Source organism: Streptomyces sp. NBC_00358, assembly GCF_036099295.1.
GTDB lineage: Bacteria > Actinomycetota > Actinomycetes > Streptomycetales > Streptomycetaceae > Streptomyces.
This window is the reverse complement of record NZ_CP107976.1, coordinates 2,724,730-2,743,946: the sequence shown is the minus strand read 5'-3', so window position 1 is coordinate 2,743,946 and position 19,217 is coordinate 2,724,730. Positions and strand designations below refer to the sequence as shown.

The following is a 19,217-nucleotide window of genomic DNA, read 5'->3' as shown; positions in this document are numbered from 1 at the left end:
GCAACGAGCAATTGGGGCCACAGACCGTTTTCGGGCGATTAGCGTCCTATATACCTGCCCGGTGTTTCGTATCGCGACACGCGCGTCACGCTTGAACGGCGAGGACCAGCGGCAACACGCCCTGAGCACCCGCTCTGCGAAGCATCCGTGATGCCACCGCAAGCGTCCAGCCCGTCTCCGTGGCATCGTCCACCAGCAGTACCGGACCTCCCGCCTCCTTCAGAGCGTCCGCCAGCGCCGGAGGCACGGTCAAGGCCCCGTCCAGCGCCTTCAGTCGCTGAGCGCTGTTGCTCCGTGACATCTGAGGCACCTCTCCGACGTATTCCACGGACCCCAGCAGCGGCATGCGGCCGATCTCCGCGATCCGCGCGCCGAGCGACTGGATGAGCTGCGGCCGCGTGCGCGAGGCGACGGTCACCACGCCGACCGGGCGCGGCTGAGCGTCGGGCTGCCCCGAGGCCCAACCGGCGGGGCCCTTCGCCCAGTCGGCGAGGACGCCGACCACGGCCTTGGCGACATCGTCCGGCACGGGTCCGTCCGGGGCCTGCGGGGCGAGCATCGGCCGCAGCCGGTTGCCCCAGCCGATGTCCGAGAGCCGTCCCAGGGCCCGTCCGGGAGCGGCTTGCTCACCGACCGGGATGCGTCCCTTCAGCTCGACGCCGACCGCGGGCAGCCCGGTCGGCCACATCTTCCGGGGCTCGACGTCGACGCCCGCACGGCCGAGCTCGCCGTTCGCCGCGTCCAGCGCGGCGGAGGACACGGCCGGTTGGAACCGACCGCCGGCGCAGTTGTCGCAGCGCCCGCACGGCGCGGCTCCCTCGTCGTCCAGTTGTCGCCGGAGGAACTCCATACGGCAGCCGGTCCCCGATACGTAGTCCCGCATCGCCTGCTGCTCCGCCGCCCGCTGCTTGGCGACCCAGGCGTAGCGCTCCGTGTCGTACGTCCAGGGTGAACCCGTGGAGATCCAGCCGCCCTTGACCCGGTGCACGGCTCCGTCCACGTCGAGCACCTTGAGCATGGTCTCCAGGCGGGACCTGCGCAGCTCCACCAGTGGTTCGAGCGCGGGCAGCGAGAGCGGACGCCCGGCGTGGGCCAGCACGTCCAGGGTGCGCCGCACCTGCTCCTCCGGGGGGAAGGCGATCGAGGCGAAGTACTCCCAGATCGCCTGGTCCTCCTTGCCCGGCAGTAGCAGCACCTCCGCGTGCTCCACACCGCGGCCCGCGCGTCCCACCTGCTGGTAATAGGCGATCGGGGAGGACGGGGAGCCCAGGTGCACCACGAAGCCCAGGTCGGGCTTGTCGAAGCCCATACCCAGTGCCGACGTCGCGATCAGGGCCTTGACGCGGTTGGCGAGCAGGTCCTCCTCGGCCTGCTGGCGGTCCGCGTTCTCCGTCTTCCCGGTGTACGACGCCACGGTGTACCCGCTCTGGCGCAGGAACGCGGTGACCTCCTCGGCCGCGGCCACGGTGAGCGTGTAGATGATGCCGGAGCCCGGCAGATCGTTCAGATGCTCGGCGAGCCAGGCCATCCGGTGCGCGGCGTCCGGCAACCGCAGCACGCCGAGGCTCAGGCTCTCCCGGTCCAGCGGGCCGCGAAGGACCAGCGCGTCGGTGCTCACCCCGGTGCCCAACTGCTCGGCGACATCGGCCGTCACGCGCGCGTTGGCCGTGGCGGTGGTGGCCAGCACCGGGGTGTCGGGCGGCAGGTCGGCCAGCATCGTGCGCAGGCGACGGTAGTCCGGCCGGAAATCGTGCCCCCAGTCGGAGATGCAGTGCGCCTCGTCGACCACCAGGAGGCCGGTGGCCGCGGCCAGCTTGGGCAGCACCTGGTCGCGGAAGTCGGGATTGTTCAGCCGCTCCGGACTCACCAGGAGGACATCGACCTCGCTCGCCGCCACCTCGGCCTGGATGGTCTCCCACTCCTCCGTGTTCGAGGAGTTGATCGTCCGCGCGCGAATTCCGGCGCGGGCCGCCGCCTCCACCTGGTTGCGCATCAGCGCGAGCAGCGGCGAGACGATCACTGTGGGACCGGCGCCCCGCTCGCGCAGCAGCGCGGTCGCGACGAAGTACACCGCGGACTTGCCCCAACCGGTGCGCTGGACGACCAGCGCTCTGCGCTTGTCTGCCACCAGCGCCTCGATGGCGCGCCACTGGTCCTCGCGCAGCCGCGCCTCGCCCGGCCGGGCGCCCACCAGGCGGGCCAGGACGGCGTCGGCCGTGGCCCGGAGGTCCGTGCGGGCGGCGTCGGGTGCGTGGTCGGTGACTGAGGGTCGCGGGTCTTCGTTGGTCATGGCTCCATGCAACCCGATGGGTCGGACATAGCGCGAACGAGCGCGTCGGACTGTGGACAAATTCTGTCGTGATCATGGCCATGGTTATCCACAGGCTCAACCGGAATCCCGCGATCCGCGGGATGGTCACCGCATGACGAATCACGACGAAGCACCCAGCAGGTCCGGAGACGAGAACATCGGCGCGGCCGGTCGTTACGGCCGGAACCCCAGGCGCGACCGATCCGGCGCCGATGGCGATCACGGCAGCCGGAGCGGGTCGGGCGGACGCGCCGACGACGGGCGGGACGGCGCGGTCGGCCGACCCGGACGCGAGGGCCGGGACCGGGTCGACCCGGACCGGATCCGCAGGCAAGCCGCCGCTGAGATGCCCGGAGGTACCGCCCTCCCCGGACTGCTGCATCACGGAGGCGGCGCGCGCACTGCCGGCGACGACCATCACGCGGGCCTCGCCGGCGTCCCGGGCGGGGAGCACCAAGTGACGCTGCGTACCCCGGCGGAGCTCGCCGACGCGCTGCCGTATCTCCTCGGGTACCGCCCGGAGGACAGCATCGTGCTGGTCGCCCTGCACGACCGGGACCGGCGGGGCCGGTTCGGCGGTCGGGCACGCCTCGGAATCCCCGCCCACGCGGAGGACTGGCCGTCCGTCTCCGAGCAACTGGCGCAAGGTCTGGTGAAGGGGAGCGAACGCCGGGGCTCCCGCCCCGGGAGCATGGTCGCGTACCTCTGTCAGGAACCCCGCAGCGGTGAATCGGGGCGGGAGGCCATGGAACGCCTGCGCCCGCTCGCGCAGTTGCTGCGGACGGCCTGCGGACGTCTCGACGTTCCGGTGATCGAGGCACTCTGCATCTCCGACGGCCGCTTTTGGTCGTACACCTGCCCGGGGCAGGGATGCTGTCCGGTCGACGGCACGTCGATGGGACTGCCCGGGACGTCCGTCCTCGCCGCTGCGGCGACGTACGCGGGCCTTCAGGTGCGCGGATCCCTGAAGGAGCTCACAGCCAGGCTGCTTCCGTGGGAGTCCACCGCCGCGCTGGGCCAGGAGGTGGCCCTCGACACGGCCAGCATGGCCCTCGTACCGAGGATCCTGGAGGACGACAGCCGCGCGGAAGTGGCGGAGGAGGCACTCGCACTGGCCCGGCGGATCAGGGACCGGCTCGCCTCCGCCCGCCCCGTGTCCGGAGCGCGTCCGTCGGACCTGCGCGACGACGGACTCCTGGAGAACGACGAGGCCGCCATCTTGATCCTCGGCCTCCAGGACCGAACGACCCGTGACCGTGCCGCGCAGTGGATGGAGGGGGACGAGGCCGCCCCGGCACTGCGCCTGTGGCGGGCGCTGGCCCGTCGCTGTGTCGGGCCCTACCGCGAGCACGCCGCGGCACCGCTCACCCTCGCAGGGTGGGTCGCCTGGTCCATGGGAGACGAATTGGAGGCACGGGAAGCGCTCGCCATGGCGCTCGGCGCCGATCCCGACTATCTGTTCGCCCGTCTTCTCCACCAGGCATGCAACGAAGGCCTGGATCCGGAATCCGTCCGGCGGTGTCTGCGCGAGGAAGGTACAGGCCCTGGCGCGAAGGACGCGGCTCAGCCGGCCGATTCCGGCGCCCCGCGTCCGGCGGCCGACCCCGCGCGGGCTTCCCGCACACCGGACTCCCGTTCCTCCGCGCCCACCGCTCGACGCCGCCGGCGGCCCCGCCCGGCCGAGGACGGCGGCAGCCGCCCAGGACGACGCGGCGCCGGAACCGCGCGTGCCCAAGGCGGACGCCCGGCACGCGATGCCACGACGGCCGGGGAAGGACCGGGGCGAACGACGGGCAGGGCGGACGCCCGGTCGCGCGCGAGGGGCGACAGCGCCCCACGGGGTGCGGGGGAGGACGGGTGAGTGGCCAGGGCACAGCACGGCCGGGCGGGGCCGGGACGAGGACGGATCGGCCCGCTCCGCCAAGGCCGGACGGGAATTCCGAGGCCCCGGAGTCAGGCCGCGTTCCGGCGACGGCGTCGGCGTCCGGCGAGTTTCCCGGCGGCCACGGCACCGTCTGCGCGGGCGGCCTCCGTTCGACTGCGGCCGGTGGGACCGGCGGGCGGCCCCACCGCCATTCGGTCGGCTTCCTGGGGCAAAGGCGTGACCCCGGACGGGGCTGCCCCGTTCACCTGAGTGGCGGAATCGGTGGCCGGATCGCGCCCCCGCGACGCCCCCGACCTTGCGGAGCCCCCACCAGGAGCCCAGCGCGCTCCAGGCGCACCGAGCGCGGAGGAAGCCACCCCATGCCCCTGCCCCATCCGTCCTCGGCCCCCGACGACGACCGTCCGTCCGGGCGCGAGTCCGCCCAGCCCATCAGACGCGGGGGCGCCCCGCCGGCTCCTCGCGCGGGCCGGGACACCGGTGCGCCCTCCCTCCCGGGAGGGCGCGGCCCCGGTCTTCCCCGGACGTCCCTTCCCGTGCCGGGCCGACCGGCGGACCTGCCACCCGCCCACACCACTCTGATCTGCGTGGCTCTGCCAGGGCTGGTGATCTCCACAGAGGAGGGACAACTGACCGGCAGGGGGCTGGAGGGCTTCTACATGGCGGGTCGCCGCGTACTGTCCCGTTGCCAGGTCAGGGTCGCGGGCCGGGAACCGCTCGCCGTCCAGGCCCGGATGCTCGCGGCCGACCGGGTCCGCTTCGTGGGCACGCTGCGTGCCGCGCCCGACACCGGTCCTGACCCGGACGTGCTCGTCGAGAGAACACGCCATGCGGACGGCACCGAGCTGATCACGCTGCGCAGCTCGGCCCCTCGCGCACTGCGCCTGCCCGTCGAGGTCGCCCTCGGGACGGACCTCGCGGAACTCGGCGACGTCGCCTCGGGCCGGGCCGGACCCGAACTGCCGGCCACCGTCCACGCCGCCGGCCTGCGCTGGTCCTGCCCCGCGGGGTACGCGACCGTCACCGCCGACCCGCCGCCCACGGACGCCCTGGCCTCGGCGGGACTGCTGCGCTGGGAGCTCGAACTGCCACCGGGCGGCACCCGCACCCTGGAACTGCGCGTCCGGCCGGACGGGCAGGGGCCGATCAGGGCTGTGGGCCTCGGCGCGGCGAGCCCGTTCGCCGAGGCCCGGGTACTGAGTGACGAGCCCGGGGCGAAAGCGCTCCTGCGTACTTGTGTCGAGGACCTCAGGGCCCTGCTGCTCCGCGACCCCCGGCATCCCACGGACACGCACCTCGCGGCCGGGGCTCCCTGGCGCTGCGGGCTGGCGCCGGCGGAAGCACTGGCCGCGGCCCGGATGACACTGCCGCTCGGCACCCGCCTCGCCGCGGGCACCCTGCGGACCCTCGCCCGCACCCAGCTCGCCGGCCCGGGGCCGCGTTCCGGACTGATTCCGGGACCGCTCCGGGACAGTGGGCCACACCTGCCGCCCGGCTGCACGGCCACCGAGGCGACGCTTCTCTTCCCCGTGCTCCTCGCGGAGGCCCGGCGGTGGGGACTGGCTGAGCGGGAGGTCGAGGTGCTGCTGCCCGCTGCCGAGCGGTGTCTGGTCTGGCTGCGGACCGCGGTCGGCGACGGCGCATATCTGCCCGACCCGCAGCCGGGCGGACCGTTCCGTTGCGAGACGCAGGCGCACGCGCATCGTGCGGCGGTGCTCGGCGCCGATCTGCTCGACGCGTACGGCCGGTCCGGTGGCAACGGGCTGCGCCAGTGGGCCCAGGCGTTGCGGACGGCGTTCCGTGACGACTTCTGGACCGAGGACACGAGCGGTGGCAGGCCGGCTGCCGCCCTCACCCCGGACGGGCGCCTCGTGCCCCAGCTCGGTTCGAGCACCTGCCATCTCCTCGACACCGGTCTGCTGGGCTCCGGAGAGCTGGCCCCCGGTCTGCTCGACAAGGCGCGGACCGAGCAGCTCGCGCGGCTGCTCGGCGACCCGGCCATGGACTCGGGCTGGGGGCTGCGCAGCCTCGGGACGAAGGAGACGGCCTACAACCCGTTCGGCCATCGCAGCGGGGCCGTGCGCGTCCAGGAGACCGCCATTGCCGTCACCGGGCTCGCCGCCGCAGGTCACGAGGAGGAGGCCTGCGCACTGCTGCGCGGTGTACTGGCGGCGGCCGATTCGTTCGGCAGCCGGCTGCCCGAGATGTACGCGGGGGAGCAGCGCACACCCGGGAGCGCCCCTCTTCCCCATCCGGCCGCCTCCCGCCCGGCGGCCACCTCCGCGGCCGCCGGGGTGCTGCTGCTCGCTTCCCTGGCCGGGATCCGCCCCGATGCGCCCGCGGGAACCGTCACCCTGCGCCCGTTCCGGACCGCGCCCCTGGGCGAGATCGCACTGACGGGCCTGCGGATCTCGGGTGCCCCCTTCTCCGTATGTGTCAGCAGACTGGGTCTTGCCACGGTCGAGGAGGCGGGTGAGGGACTGCAACTGGGGATGTGACGTCGAGGGAGGCGCCTGGGAACGAGGGCTCCTGGCCGTGAGGTGGCCCACCGGACGCCAGCCGGTCAACCGTGGACAGGGCTCCCGAAGGAGGTGTTTATCGTCAGGCAGACGACTATGATCACGGCATGCCCTACGACCCGTCAGCCTTTCCGCCCTTCGCCGTGACCGTGGACCTGGTCGTGCTGACCGTGCGCCGCCATGCGCTGTGCGCGTTGGCGGTACGGCGGGGCGAGCAGCCGTTCCAGGGGCGATGGGCGCTGCCCGGCGGATTCGTGCGCACCGACGAGGACCTGGCCCAGGCCGCGGCACGCGAGCTGGCCGAGGAGACGGGCCTGCGCGCCCACGACCCCTCCGTACCCGCGCAGGACAACGGCGCGCACCTGGAACAGCTCGCGACCTACGGCGACCCGAAGCGCGACCCCCGGATGCGAGTGGTCAGCGTCGCGCATCTGGCCCTGGCCCCCGACCTGCCAGCGCCCCGGGCGGGCGGCGACGCGAACAGCGCGCGCTGGGCGCCGGTCGAGGAACTGCTGAACCAGGGCGGGTACGGGCGCGACGGGGAGCAGGCGGCGCCTCTCGCCTTCGACCACGCGCAGATCCTCTCGGACGGTGTGGAGCGAGCCCGCTCCAAGATCGAGTACTCGTCGCTGGCGACCGCCTTCTGTCCCACCGAGTTCACCGTGGGGGAGTTGCGCCGCGTCTACGAAGCCGTGTGGGGTGTGGTGCTCGACCCGCGCAATTTCCACCGCAAGGTGACCGGTACACCGGGCTTCCTGGTGCCCACCGGAGGTACGACCACCCGGCAGGGTGGCCGCCCCGCCCAGTTGTTCCGCGCGGGAGGCGCCACGTTGCTCAACCCTCCGATGCTGCGCCCCGAGGTCTGAGAAGGGCTGCGAACCGGGTTTTGGGCTCTGGAGCCCCAGCGGGTGCGCGAGAGCGGAGAGGCCCATCGGAGACGAGCCGCATGGCGCCCGGAAAATCGGAAATGTCGCGCTATCTTGCTGTGAGTGATCCAGGCCATCGGACTGACCAGCAACACCCGCAAGGCGCGTCCGCTCGCGGTTGACGACGTGTCCTTCGAGGCGCGCGCGGGCCACGTCACAGCGCTCCTCGGAGCCCCGGGCGCGGGCAAGACGACGGCCCTGAAACTCATGCTCGAACTCCAGCAGGGCCGCGGAATCACCTACTTCCGCGGGAGACCACTGCATCGCATCGCCCGGCCCTCGCGCGAAGTCGGCGTCCTCATGGGCGAGGTGCCCGGCCATCCGGCCCGTACGGTCCGCGGTCAGCTCCGCATGCTGTGCGCCGCCGCAGGCGTGCCCGTGCGCCGCGCGGACGACGTCCTCGAAGTGGTCGGGCTCGTGAGCCTCCGCGACGAACGCCTGGGCACGCTCTCCCGAGGCATGGACCGTCGGCTGGGACTGGCCTGCGCGCTCCTGCCCGACCCGCACACCCTCGTGCTCGACGACCCCGCGGACGGGCTCTCCACCCGCGAGAGCCGCTGGCTGCACGGGATTCTGCGCGCGCACGCGACACAGGGCGGCACGGTGCTGCTCACCACGGACGATCCCAAAGAGGCCGCGCGAACGGCTGACCGGGTCGTCACGCTGGAGCGGGGCCGCCTCGTCGCCGACCAGGAGGCCACGGAGTTCGCCCGCACCCGGCTCCGGCCCCGGGTCGCCGTCCGCAGTCCGCACGCCGCCCGGCTCGGCTCCCTCCTGGCCAAGGAGGCCCGCACGGCGCGGCGCTCCGTCGAAGTCGTGCGTGAGGAGGGCAACCGGCTCTCGGTGTACGGCAGCACCTGCGCCGACGTCGGCGAGACGGCCTTCCGGCACGGCATCCTCGTACACCAACTCGCGGACGAGACCGGCGACATGGGGCCGGCCCCGATCCCGCCCGAGGAGGAGGCCGAGCGTCCGGCCGGTGAACCGCGCACCTCCGCGACGACGGCCGACGGGCTCCGCGCCTCCGCGACGACGGCCGACGATACGTGCAGCTCCGCGGGGGTGACCGACGGTCCGAGCAGCTCGGCGGCGACGGCCGGCGATCCGAGCACCTCTGAGGTGACGGCCGACGATCCGCGTGCCTCCGCGGCGGTGGCCGGCGGTCCGTGTGCCTCCGCGACGGCAGCGAACGACCTCTCGCCCCTCCCGCCGCCCATCGCCGTACGCCAGGCCCCGAGCCCGCTGCGCCCCCTGCGGTACGAGCTGCGCCGAGCCGGCGGTGTGGGCACCGGCTACCTCACCGTGGCCGCCGCTCTCATCACCTCGGTCCTGCTGTCCGTCCTCCTGGCCAGAATCGGGCACACGCCTCAGCCGCGTCTGCTGGCCGCGTGGCCCCGGGAACTCCCACTGCCGCCCGCCGCGCTGGGCGCCGGGCTGCTGGGCGCCGTCGCCTTCGGCGAGGAGTTCCGTCACCCGGCGCTGGCCGCCGACCGCGGCACCGTCCCGCGCCGACTGGGACTGCTCACGGCCAAGCTCCTGGTCTCCTCGAGCACCGCGCTGATGCTCGCGTTCCTCACGGTGGGATGCGACCTCGAAATGCTCTACCTCGTCTACGGATCGGAGCTCACCGGAGTTCCGTCGGACTGGCTCTCGCTGAGCGCGAGTTGGCTCGGCCTCGTGGTGGGCTGCGCGTGGGCGGGCGTGCTGGCGGCGGGCCTCTTCCGGTCCACCGCCGCCGGGCTCGCGGCGGTCCTCGGCGTGCCCGTCGTCGTCGTACCGCTCGTACAAAAGGTCTTGCAGGGGCCGTCTGTGCGGTCGGCGGCCGGTTTCCCGGAACGGCTTCGTGAGCTGGTCCTCATGCAGTGGCCGTTCGGTGGGGAGCGCTACCTGGCGGCCGGCGTGCGGGTGCTCGCCCAACCCGTGGGCGGAGCCCTGATGTTGTCGCTGACCGCTTTGCTCTGCGCATATCTGCTCACCACCCTGCGGAGCCGGGTCCGATGACAACCGTCCGCACCCTTCCGTTCCCCCTGTGCGCACAACTCCCCGAAGAACGCCCATTTCTTTCCGATAAGGCGTCAATTGCGACGGGGTGAGCGATCACCCTTTCGTGTGCTTTTCACCAAAGACCTCAAGGCAGTTGGAGTCGGCGCCGACAAAAGACCCGTGAGTACCCTTGCGCAGACCATGATGACCGCCGCCCGTTCCGCAGACTCCGGCCTGGCCGGACCGGGCGAACTCGACCGTTACCCCTACACCGACGCTGCGGGTGTCGACCGCGTGGGCCCCCCTGTGTGGGAGAGCGCCGAGCCGGAGCTCGGCCGTGTGGGCCGACGCACCGCCGGCAGCCGCGGGCGCGGGCTGCACGGCCAACTCGTCCAGCAGTTGGGCCAGATGATCGTCTCCGGAGACCTCGGCGCGGACCGTCCGCTCGTGCCCGAGGAGATCGGCCAGCGGTTCGAGGTCTCCCGGACCGTCGTCCGCGAGTCGCTCCGCGTCCTGGAGGCCAAGGGGCTGGTCAGTGCCCGCCCGAACGTCGGCACGCGCGTGCGCCCCGTCAGTGACTGGAACCTTCTCGACCCGGACATCATCGAATGGCGGGCCTTCGGGCCGCAGCGGGACGACCAGCGGCGCGAGCTCGGCGAGCTCCGCTGGACCATCGAGCCGCTCGCCGCGCGCCTCGCGGCCGGACACGGGCGCGAGGAGATCCAGCAGCGTATCGGCGACATGGTCGAGATCATGGGCCACGCCATGTCGCAGGGTGACTCGCTCACGTTCTCGCGAGCCGACGCCGAGTTCCATTCGCTGCTCATCCAGCTCGCGGGCAACCGGATGCTGGAACACCTCTCCGGGATCGTGTCGGCTGCGCTCCAGGTCTCGGGCAGCCCGGTCACCGGCTGTGACCGTCCGAACGACGCCTCGCTGGGACACCACGCCCGCATCGTCGACGCCCTCGCGGCCGCCGACGGCGCGGCGGCCGAGGCCGCCATGCGGCAGCTGCTCATCGTCCACCCCGAGGTGGAGCGTGTCGTGCCCGCGCCGCGCGAGCACTGATCGCGCGCCGAGGGTGACGCGGTCCGGAGTGTGCGCGCGTCCGTGCCCCCGCCGGGCCGGCGAACCATCGCTCGTCGGGACCCCACCGAATCCTTCGCGGATTCGGTGGGGTCCCGACGCCGCGAGCGGGTGGCCGATCATGACCTGACCTGGTCTGACGTGATCTGCCATCTTTTGAGCGCTTACGGGGTGTGACTCGGGCCACGCAGATTGGGCGTAACGCTCTTCCGGGCAGCGCGATGACCTAAGAGGTGATAGCCGAGGAAGGAATACAGACGCCGTTCATGGCGCTGTGCATCTTCCCGGCCCCGCCCGCGCCGTCGGCCCATCCCCAGTCGGCGGTCGTCGGTTCCTGTCCACAATGGACGGGGCCGGAAGCCGTTTTTCAACGTTCCGAGAGGTTGTTCGTGTCGGCCAGCACATCCCGTACGCTCCCGCCGGAGATCGCCGAGTCCGTCTCTGTCATGGCGCTCATCGAGCGGGGAAAGGCTGAGGGGCAGATCGCCGGCGATGACGTGCGTCGGGCCTTCGAAGCTGACCAGATTCCGGCCACTCAGTGGAAGAACGTACTGCGCAGCCTCAACCAGATCCTCGAGGAAGAGGGTGTGACGCTGATGGTCAGTGCCGCGGAGCCCAAGCGCACCCGAAAGAGCGTCGCAGCGAAGAGTCCGGCCAAGCGCACCGCCACCAAGACCGTGGCGGCCAAGACGGTGACTGCCAAGAAGGCGACCGCCACTGCGGCTCCGGCTGCCCTCGCCGACGATTCGGCCGAGGACGCGTCCGCAGGCAAGGCCGCTGTAGCCAAGAAGACGACGGCGAAGAAGGCCGTCGCCAAGAAGACGGTCGCCAAGAAGACGGCGGCCAAGAAGACGAGCGCCAAGAAGGATGACGCCGAGCTCGTCGACGACGAGGCTACCGAGGAGACCCCGGGCAAGGCCGGTGCCGAGGAGCCCGCCGAGGACGGCGCCCAGGGCTTCGTCCTGTCGGACGAGGACGAGGACGACGCGCCCGCGCAGCAGGTCGCCGCCGCCGGTGCCACCGCCGACCCGGTCAAGGACTACCTCAAGCAGATCGGCAAGGTCCCGCTGCTCAACGCCGAGCAGGAGGTCGAGCTCGCCAAGCGCATCGAGGCCGGTCTGTTCGCCGAGGACAAGCTGGCCAACGCCGACAAGCTCGCCCCCAAGCTCAAGCGTGAGCTGGAGATCATCGCCGAGGACGGCCGCCGCGCCAAGAACCACCTCCTGGAGGCCAACCTCCGTCTGGTGGTCTCCCTGGCCAAGCGTTACACCGGCCGCGGCATGCTCTTCCTGGACCTCATCCAGGAGGGCAACCTCGGTCTGATCCGCGCGGTCGAGAAGTTCGACTACACCAAGGGCTACAAGTTCTCGACGTACGCCACCTGGTGGATCCGTCAGGCGATCACCCGCGCGATGGCCGACCAGGCCCGCACCATCCGTATCCCGGTGCACATGGTCGAGGTCATCAACAAGCTCGCGCGCGTGCAGCGCCAGATGCTCCAGGACCTGGGCCGTGAGCCCACCCCGGAGGAGCTGGCCAAGGAGCTCGACATGACCCCTGAGAAGGTCATCGAGGTCCAGAAGTACGGCCGTGAGCCCATCTCGCTGCACACGCCGCTGGGCGAGGACGGCGACAGCGAGTTCGGTGACCTCATCGAGGACTCCGAAGCCGTGGTCCCGGCCGACGCGGTCAGCTTCACGCTTCTGCAGGAGCAGCTGCACTCCGTTCTCGACACCCTGTCCGAGCGCGAGGCGGGCGTCGTCTCGATGCGCTTCGGTCTCACCGACGGTCAGCCGAAGACCCTCGACGAGATCGGCAAGGTGTACGGCGTGACCCGTGAGCGGATCCGCCAGATCGAGTCCAAGACCATGTCGAAGCTGCGTCACCCGTCGCGTTCCCAGGTGCTGCGCGACTACCTCGACTAGGCCTCGGCCGCGCGTACGTCGAAGGCCCGACCCTCTGCCGGGGGTCGGGCCTTCGACGTACGCGCGGAGTGCGTGCCTCCGCTCACTGGATCACTCTGGGTATTCCACGACCGTCCCAGTGTGAGGAGCGCGCATGCGCCGTCCCTTCGTCCCGACGCTGGCCCTTGCGGCCGCCGCAGCGGTGATACCGCTGACCACTCCTGCCCTCGCGGCTTCCGACAGCGTTGTCATCGGAAGCCGTCCGGTCCGGATCTCCGAGAGTCCCTGGACGGTCGCGCTGTCCAGTCGTGACCGGTTCGGAGGTACACGCGGGGGGCAGTTCTGCGGAGGCGTGGTCGTCGGACCGACCACGGTCGTGACCGCGGCGCACTGCCTGGGAGACGACGTGCTGGGGGCGCCACCGCGCCAGGCGCGCGATCTGAAGGTCATCGCGGGGCGCGGGAACCTGATGTCCGACGACGGCAAGGAGATCGCCGTACGCGACATCTGGGTCAACCCGCACTACGACAGTGATACGAACGCCGGGGACTTCGGCGTGCTGACGCTGGCCGAGCCGCTGCCGGCCGCCTCCGTGATCCGCATGGCGCCGCCCGGTGATCCGGCGTACGAGTCAGGGACGGCCGCCGTCGTCTATGGCTGGGGCGACCTGACGGGCGGCGGGGACTACTCCGACAGCCTGCGGGCCGCGGACGTTCACGTGCTCTCCGACGCCTCGTGCAAGCGGGCCTATCCCGGCAATGAGGCCGGGACCTACGACGCGGCGTCCATGGTGTGCGCCGGGGAGCCGGAGGGCGGGCGTGACGCCTGCCAGGGGGACAGTGGCGGGCCGCTGGTCGCCCAGGGGCGCCTCATCGGCCTGGTCTCCTGGGGGAGCGGCTGTGGGCGCGCCGGGAGCCCGGGTGTCTACACGCGGGTCTCGGAGGTGGTCCAGGCGCTCGACGCGGGTCGCTGAGAGCCCTTGACGATGCGGTACGAGTGCGGGCGGCCACTCCCTGTGTCCAGGGGGTGACCGCCCACCGACCGGCCTGTCGCCGGCACCCGCTCGTCGTTGATGCGAAGGGTCAGTGTTCTTCGTCGTTGACGCTTTCGGGAACGGACGTCAGCCGCTCCGTCTCGTCCTGTATCTCAGCGGCGATCTTCTTGAGTTCCGGCTCGAACTTGCGACCGTGGTGGGCGCAGAAGAGCAGTTCTCCGCCGCTCAGGAGGACGACGCGCAGATATGCCTGGGCGCCGCAACGGTCGCAGCGGTCAGCGGCCGTCAGCGGGCTCGCGGGGGTCAGAACAGTAGTCACGTCGCCTCTTCTCTAGCTCGACGAGCTGTCGTACCAGGGTCAACATCCAACCAGGCCGAAAACGTTCCCGCTCGCGGCTTTTCCTCGAAATTTTCTTTCGAGCCGGCTGTCTGTTGCCGGTTGGCGGCGAATGAGCCGTATTGCGTGTCTTCGTGTCTGTACGGGTTCGCGCTGTCTGTCAGGTGGTCGGTCCTCCCGGCTGGATTGCCGGTTGTTCATGAGGACGTGCCCGGAGCCTAAATGGTTCATGCCTGGAAGGGAACGTGATATGTACTTCACTCCATCGAGGGATCGAACACCCATGCGACCCTGGACTAGTGTGAGTTCATGCGAGGGTGGTGCTACAACGGCTCTACCAGGCCTCGGTACCCTCTGAGCGGCGACCGAAGCCGGGCCCTTACCCAAAAGGGTCTCCCATGAAATTCAGCGAGGAGCGAACCGCGTGACCGCCGAGACGTCCGTGCCGTCCACAGCGCTGCTGACCGGAGCAGACCGGGACGGTTCCAACTACACCGCGCGGCACCTGCTCGTCCTTGAGGGGCTCGAGGCAGTGCGGAAGCGCCCGGGCATGTACATCGGGTCGACCGACAGTCGTGGCCTGATGCACTGCCTCTGGGAGATCATCGACAACTCCGTGGACGAGGCCCTCGGGGGCTACTGCGACCACATCGACGTCATCCTGCACGACGACGCCTCCGTCGAGGTGCGGGACAACGGCCGCGGCATCCCCGTCGACGTGGAGCCCAAGACCGGGCTCTCCGGTGTCGAGGTCGTCATGACCAAGCTGCACGCCGGCGGCAAGTTCGGCGGCGGCTCGTACGCCGCCTCGGGCGGTCTGCACGGCGTGGGCGCCTCTGTGGTGAACGCGCTCTCCGCCCGGCTGGACGTCGAGGTGGACCGCAACGGCCAGACCCACGCGGTGAGCTTCCGCCGTGGCACCCCGGGAGCGTTCAAGGCCGACGGCTCCGACGCCGCCTTCGACGCGACGGGCGGGCTGCGCAAGCTCAAGCGGATCCCGAAGACCCGCACCGGCACCCGTGTGCGCTACTGGGCCGACCGCCAGATCTTCCTCAAGGACGCCAAGCTCTCGCTGGAGCACCTCCACCAGCGCGCCCGTCAGACCGCCTTCCTGGTGCCTGGCCTGACCATCGTCGTCCGTGACGAATACGGGCTCGGCGACGGTGGCAGCAAGGGCGAGGAGTCGTTCCGCTTCGACGGCGGGATCAGCGAGTTCTGCGAGTACCTGGCCTCCGACAAGCCGGTCAACGACGTCCTCCGCTTCTTCGGACAGGGGACCTTCAAGGAGACCGTCCCGGTCCTCGACGAGCACGGACAGATGACGCCGACCGAGGTCACCCGTGAGCTGGGTGTCGATGTCGCGATGCGCTGGGGCACCGGTTACGACACGAACCTGAAGTCGTTCGTGAACATCATCGCCACGCCCAAGGGCGGCACCCATGTCGCGGGCTTCGAGCAGGCCGTCGCCAAGACGATGAACGAGGTCCTCCGGGCCAAGAAGATGCTCCGGGTCGCCGAGGACGACATCGTCAAGGACGACGCGCTGGAGGGCCTCACGGCCGTCGTCACCGTGCGTCTCGCCGAGCCGCAGTTCGAGGGGCAGACCAAGGAGGTCCTTGGCACCTCGGCTGCCCGCCGCATCGTGACGAACGTGGTGACCAAGGAGCTCAAGGCGTTCCTGACCTCCCCGAAGCGGGACACGGCCGCGCAGGCGCGGGTCGTGATGGAGAAGGCCGTCGCCGCCGCCCGTACGCGGATCGCCGCCCGTCAGCACAAGGACGCGCAGCGCCGGAAGACGGCTCTGGAATCCTCCTCGCTGCCCGCCAAGCTCGCCGACTGCCGCAGCGACGACGTGGAGCGCAGCGAGCTGTTCATCGTCGAGGGCGACTCCGCGCTGGGTACGGCGAAGCTGGCCCGGAACTCCGAGTTCCAGGCGCTGCTGCCGATCCGGGGCAAGATCCTCAACGTTCAGAAGGCGTCCGTGACGGACATGCTGAAGAACGCCGAGTGCGGTGCGATCATCCAGGTCATAGGGGCGGGGTCCGGGCGGACCTTCGACATCGACGCGGCGCGCTACGGGAAGATCATTCTCCTCGTCGACGCCGATGTCGACGGCGCGCACATCCGGATTCTGCTGCTGACGCTGTTCCAGCGGTACATGCGGCCCATGGTCGAGGCGGGCCGGGTGTTCGCGGCGGTCCCGCCGCTGCACCGGATCGAGCTCAGCCAGCCCAAGAAGGGGCAGGACAAGTACGTCTACACGTACTCGGACCGTGAGCTGCGGGAGACGGTGCTGGAGCTGCAGCGCAAGGGTGTGCGCTACAAGGACTCGATCCAGCGGTACAAGGGTCTCGGCGAGATGGACGCCGATCAGCTGGCCGAGACGACGATGGATCCGAGGTTCCGGACGCTGCGCCGGATCAACATCTCCGACCTGGAAGCGTCCGAGCAGGTGTTCGATCTGCTGATGGGTAACGACGTGGCTCCCCGCAAGGAGTTCATCTCGAGCTCGGCCGCGACGCTGGACCGGTCGCGGATCGACGCGTAGGAGCCCTCCCGGGCGTCTTCGGGTGCCTGGAACTGTCTGGTGCGGGGCGGAGTGAGAACTCCGCCCCTCCGGCGTTCGAGGAGCGGGCTCCGGCGCGGACCCCCCGGGTGGGCCGGGTCGGCGCGGAGGGGCGAAGGAAGCCTGAGCCCGGGCCGCCGGTCGCGGCCCGGCGCGGCGCGCGGCGAGGCTCCACCCGCGGGTGGAGGAGCGCGGCACGGGGGATCCACCCACGATCCACCCGGGCTCCGATCTGCCGGGGACGCGATTTCCGTAGCGTCGACGGTGTCGGCAGCGCTCGCTGCGGACAACCGCTTCTCGCTCACGGAGGCCGTGCATGTCCGGGCTCGTCAATGCTGTGGTGATCGTCGCCGTCGCGGTTGTGGTGATCGCGCGCCAGTTCCGTGCGCGCCGGATCAGTTCGGACAGGCGCTGGTGGATCGTGCCCGCCGTGCTGGCCTTCATGGCACTGCGCGACCCCGGATTGATCGACCCGCACCACCAGGTCGAGGCGTCCCTCCTCCTGGGTACGGAGTTGGTGACAGCACTGGCCGTCGGAGCCGGATGGGCGTGGACGACCCGGATATGGACGGAGCCGGACGGCGCCGTGTGGAGCAGGAGCACCAAGGCCGGCGGGGCCGTCTGGATCGTCGGCATCTGCCTGCGCCTTGGGCTGTTCGGTATCGGTGCCGTGCTCGGTGTGCACCAGGGCTCCTCGGCCCTGACGCTCGGCCTGGCGGCCACCCTGCTGGTCCGTTCCGGGCTGGTGGCCTGGCGGGTGCAGTCCTCGCGGCCGTCGGTGATCGGACAGAGCCCGGCGTACGGTGACGGCGTGGGTCGGGCCCTGCGGAAGGAGCGTCTGTGACGGACAACGCGTGGCTGCGCTGGCCCTCCCGTGAGGCACTCTCCCGCGTGGGCGTCCACAGGGCCCGCCGAGCGCTCGCCCGGGTCACGCGGGTCCTCGTCCTCGCCATGCTCATCGCCACGACGTTCACGAACACGGAGCTGAACGGCTGGGCCCTCGCCGGAGCGATCACGGGAATCGTCGTGTGCGGGGTCCTCGCCTGGGGGTTTTGGCGGACCACGCTGGAGCATCGCCTCCTGCCGTCCCTGGGGCTGCTCGTTCTGCTGCTGGCGCTCGCGGCCGTGGGGCAGGACGTGGGCTTCCGGGTTGCGGCGGTCGTCCTCTGGTGCGGATGTGCCGTCAGCGCCATCGAACGGCTGCCCCTCGCGGCGGCACTGCCGTTCGCCGCGGTGGCACTGGGCGCGTACGCGGCGGTCAACAACGACGACTGGCTGACCACCGTGGCCACCACCGTGGGACTCGCCCTCGCGGGGTATGTGCTGCGCCTCGACGCGGAGGCACGGGGGAGTGCGCAGCGGCTGCTGGCCCAGGAGCGCGCGGCACGTGCGGCGGAGGCGCAGTCGGCCGCGCTCGGGGAGCGTGCCCGGATAGCGCGGGAGATCCATGATGTCCTGGCCCACAGCCTCTCGGCGCAACTCGTGCATCTGGAGGCGGCGCGGCTGCTCATCGAGCGGGGGGCGGACCGGGAGACGATCCTCGAACGGGTCGTGGCGGCACGGGGAATGGCGCGCGAGGGACTCGCGGAGACCCGCCAGGCACTCTCCGCGCTCCGGGGCGAGATGTCTCCGCTGGAGGACTTCCTCGGCGAACTCGTCACGACCGCCGACGGAGCCGAAGTCATGGTGACGGGCGAGCGCCAGCCACTGCCGGCGGAGGCCTCCCAGGCGGTGCGCAGAGTCGCGCAGGAGGCGCTGACGAACGTACGCAAACACGCTCCGGGTGCCAGAGTCCACATCCGGCTCGACTACGGCGAGCACGAAGTGACTTTGGACGTACGGGATTCGGGTGGAAAACCGGGCGAGCTCAGCGCTTCGGGAGCCGGGTACGGTCTGCTGGGCATGCGGGAGCGCGCCGAGTTGCTGGGCGGCTCGCTGGATGCCGGACCGGGCGAGGAGGGGTTCGTGGTGACGCTGAAGGTGCCTGTATGACCGAGAGGGCGGAGGGCAGGAAGCCGGCGCGCGTCGTGGTCGCGGACGATCAGACGGTCGTCCGCGAAGGCATCGTGATGCTTCTGGGACTGCTGCCGGGGATCGAGGTCGTCGGCGCGGCCGGTGACGGGGCTGAGGCGGTGCGGCTGGTGGCCGAACTCGCCCCGGACGTCGTGCTGATGGATCTGCGCATGCCCCGCTGCGACGGGGTCGAGGCCACCCGCCGCATCCGTGCCGAGTATCCCGGGACGCAGGTCGTCGTGCTCACGACGTACGCGGACGACGAGTCGTTGTTTCCCGCACTCCGCGCCGGAGCCCGCGGCTATCTGACGAAGGACGCGGGAGGCGACGAGATCGTGCGGGCCGTGGAAAGCGTGCTCTCCGGGGACGCGGGGCTCTCGCCGAGCATCCAGCGGCGACTGCTGGAGCGGCTGTCGGATCCGGAACCGAGGCCCGGCCCGCCTCCGGAAGCGCCGGACGGGCTCACCTCGCGCGAGACGGAGGTACTCCTGCTGATCGCCGAGGGCCTCAGCAATCACGAGATCGCCCGCAAGCTGCATGTGTCCACGGCCACGGTGAAGACCCACATCAACAATCTCTTCGCCAAGACCGGTCTCAAGGACCGTGCTCAAGCTGTCCGTTATGCCTATGGGAAAGGTCTCGTACGGCCGCCGGCGGGATGAAGTCACCTGATGGGGTGAAGAGCTCGGAGAGAGG

At 71.1% G+C, this 19,217-nt stretch carries 13 protein-coding genes; 11 read left to right on the top strand and 2 right to left on the bottom strand.

The window, feature by feature from the left end; translation table 11 throughout:
- Nucleotides 1-85: 85 nt before the first annotated feature.
- Entirely contained in the window at nt 86-2,290 is a 2,205-nt protein-coding gene (locus OHT01_RS11310; RefSeq protein ID WP_328553015.1) for a RecQ family ATP-dependent DNA helicase, read from the bottom strand.
- Nucleotides 2,291-2,423: 133 nt separating this feature from the next.
- Between OHT01_RS11310 and OHT01_RS11305 the strand changes: the two genes are divergently transcribed.
- The 7 genes from OHT01_RS11305 (at nt 2,424) to OHT01_RS11275 (ending at nt 13,584) form a co-directional block, all read left to right on the top strand.
- On the top strand, nt 2,424-4,172 hold the full coding sequence (locus tag OHT01_RS11305; RefSeq protein ID WP_328553014.1) for a DUF4192 domain-containing protein: 1,749 nt from the start codon (nt 2,424-2,426) through the stop codon (nt 4,170-4,172).
- Nucleotides 4,173-4,780: 608 nt separating this feature from the next.
- Complete coding sequence (locus tag OHT01_RS11300) at nt 4,781-6,691, top strand: glycogen debranching N-terminal domain-containing protein (RefSeq protein ID WP_328553013.1); 1,911 nt, start codon at nt 4,781-4,783, stop codon at nt 6,689-6,691.
- A gap of 128 nt (nt 6,692-6,819) precedes the next feature.
- A complete protein-coding gene (locus OHT01_RS11295; RefSeq protein ID WP_328553012.1) occupies nt 6,820-7,578 on the top strand; it encodes an NUDIX hydrolase in 759 nt (252 codons plus the stop codon).
- A gap of 123 nt (nt 7,579-7,701) precedes the next feature.
- Nucleotides 7,702-9,639, top strand: coding sequence for an ATP-binding cassette domain-containing protein (locus OHT01_RS11290; protein WP_328553011.1), 1,938 nt, complete (start codon nt 7,702-7,704; stop codon nt 9,637-9,639).
- Between the two features lie 162 nt (nt 9,640-9,801).
- Nucleotides 9,802-10,689 (top strand): FadR/GntR family transcriptional regulator, encoded by an 888-nt coding sequence (locus OHT01_RS11285; protein ID WP_328553010.1) that lies wholly within the window; start codon nt 9,802-9,804, stop codon nt 10,687-10,689.
- A gap of 407 nt (nt 10,690-11,096) precedes the next feature.
- The gene (locus OHT01_RS11280) at nt 11,097-12,632 is read left to right on the top strand and encodes an RNA polymerase sigma factor (RefSeq protein ID WP_328553009.1); all 1,536 of its coding nucleotides are present in this window, start codon (nt 11,097-11,099) and stop codon (nt 12,630-12,632) included.
- A 133-nt stretch (nt 12,633-12,765) separates the two neighbouring features.
- Nucleotides 12,766-13,584 (top strand): serine protease, encoded by an 819-nt coding sequence (locus tag OHT01_RS11275; RefSeq protein ID WP_328553008.1) that lies wholly within the window; start codon nt 12,766-12,768, stop codon nt 13,582-13,584.
- A gap of 109 nt (nt 13,585-13,693) precedes the next feature.
- Here the strand turns inward: OHT01_RS11275 and OHT01_RS11270 are convergent, their stop codons facing one another.
- Entirely contained in the window at nt 13,694-13,924 is a 231-nt protein-coding gene (locus OHT01_RS11270; RefSeq protein ID WP_266763423.1) for a DUF7455 domain-containing protein, read from the bottom strand.
- Between the two features lie 442 nt (nt 13,925-14,366).
- Between OHT01_RS11270 and OHT01_RS11265 the strand changes: the two genes are divergently transcribed.
- The 4 genes from OHT01_RS11265 (at nt 14,367) to OHT01_RS11250 (ending at nt 19,183) form a co-directional block, all read left to right on the top strand.
- Entirely contained in the window at nt 14,367-16,490 is a 2,124-nt protein-coding gene (locus OHT01_RS11265) for a DNA gyrase/topoisomerase IV subunit B (protein ID WP_328553007.1), read from the top strand.
- Between the two features lie 334 nt (nt 16,491-16,824).
- A complete protein-coding gene (locus OHT01_RS11260; RefSeq protein ID WP_328553006.1) occupies nt 16,825-17,352 on the top strand; it encodes a DUF1453 domain-containing protein in 528 nt (175 codons plus the stop codon).
- Nucleotides 17,349-18,500, top strand: a complete 1,152-nt coding sequence (locus OHT01_RS11255) for a sensor histidine kinase (protein ID WP_328553005.1) — start codon at nt 17,349-17,351, stop codon at nt 18,498-18,500. The genes OHT01_RS11260 and OHT01_RS11255 overlap by 4 nt, the downstream gene beginning before the upstream one ends.
- Nucleotides 18,497-19,183: a response regulator transcription factor gene (locus OHT01_RS11250; protein WP_328553004.1), complete on the top strand. Its 687-nt coding sequence runs from the start codon at nt 18,497-18,499 to the stop codon at nt 19,181-19,183. The genes OHT01_RS11255 and OHT01_RS11250 overlap by 4 nt, the downstream gene beginning before the upstream one ends.
- Nucleotides 19,184-19,217: the final 34 nt, after the last annotated feature.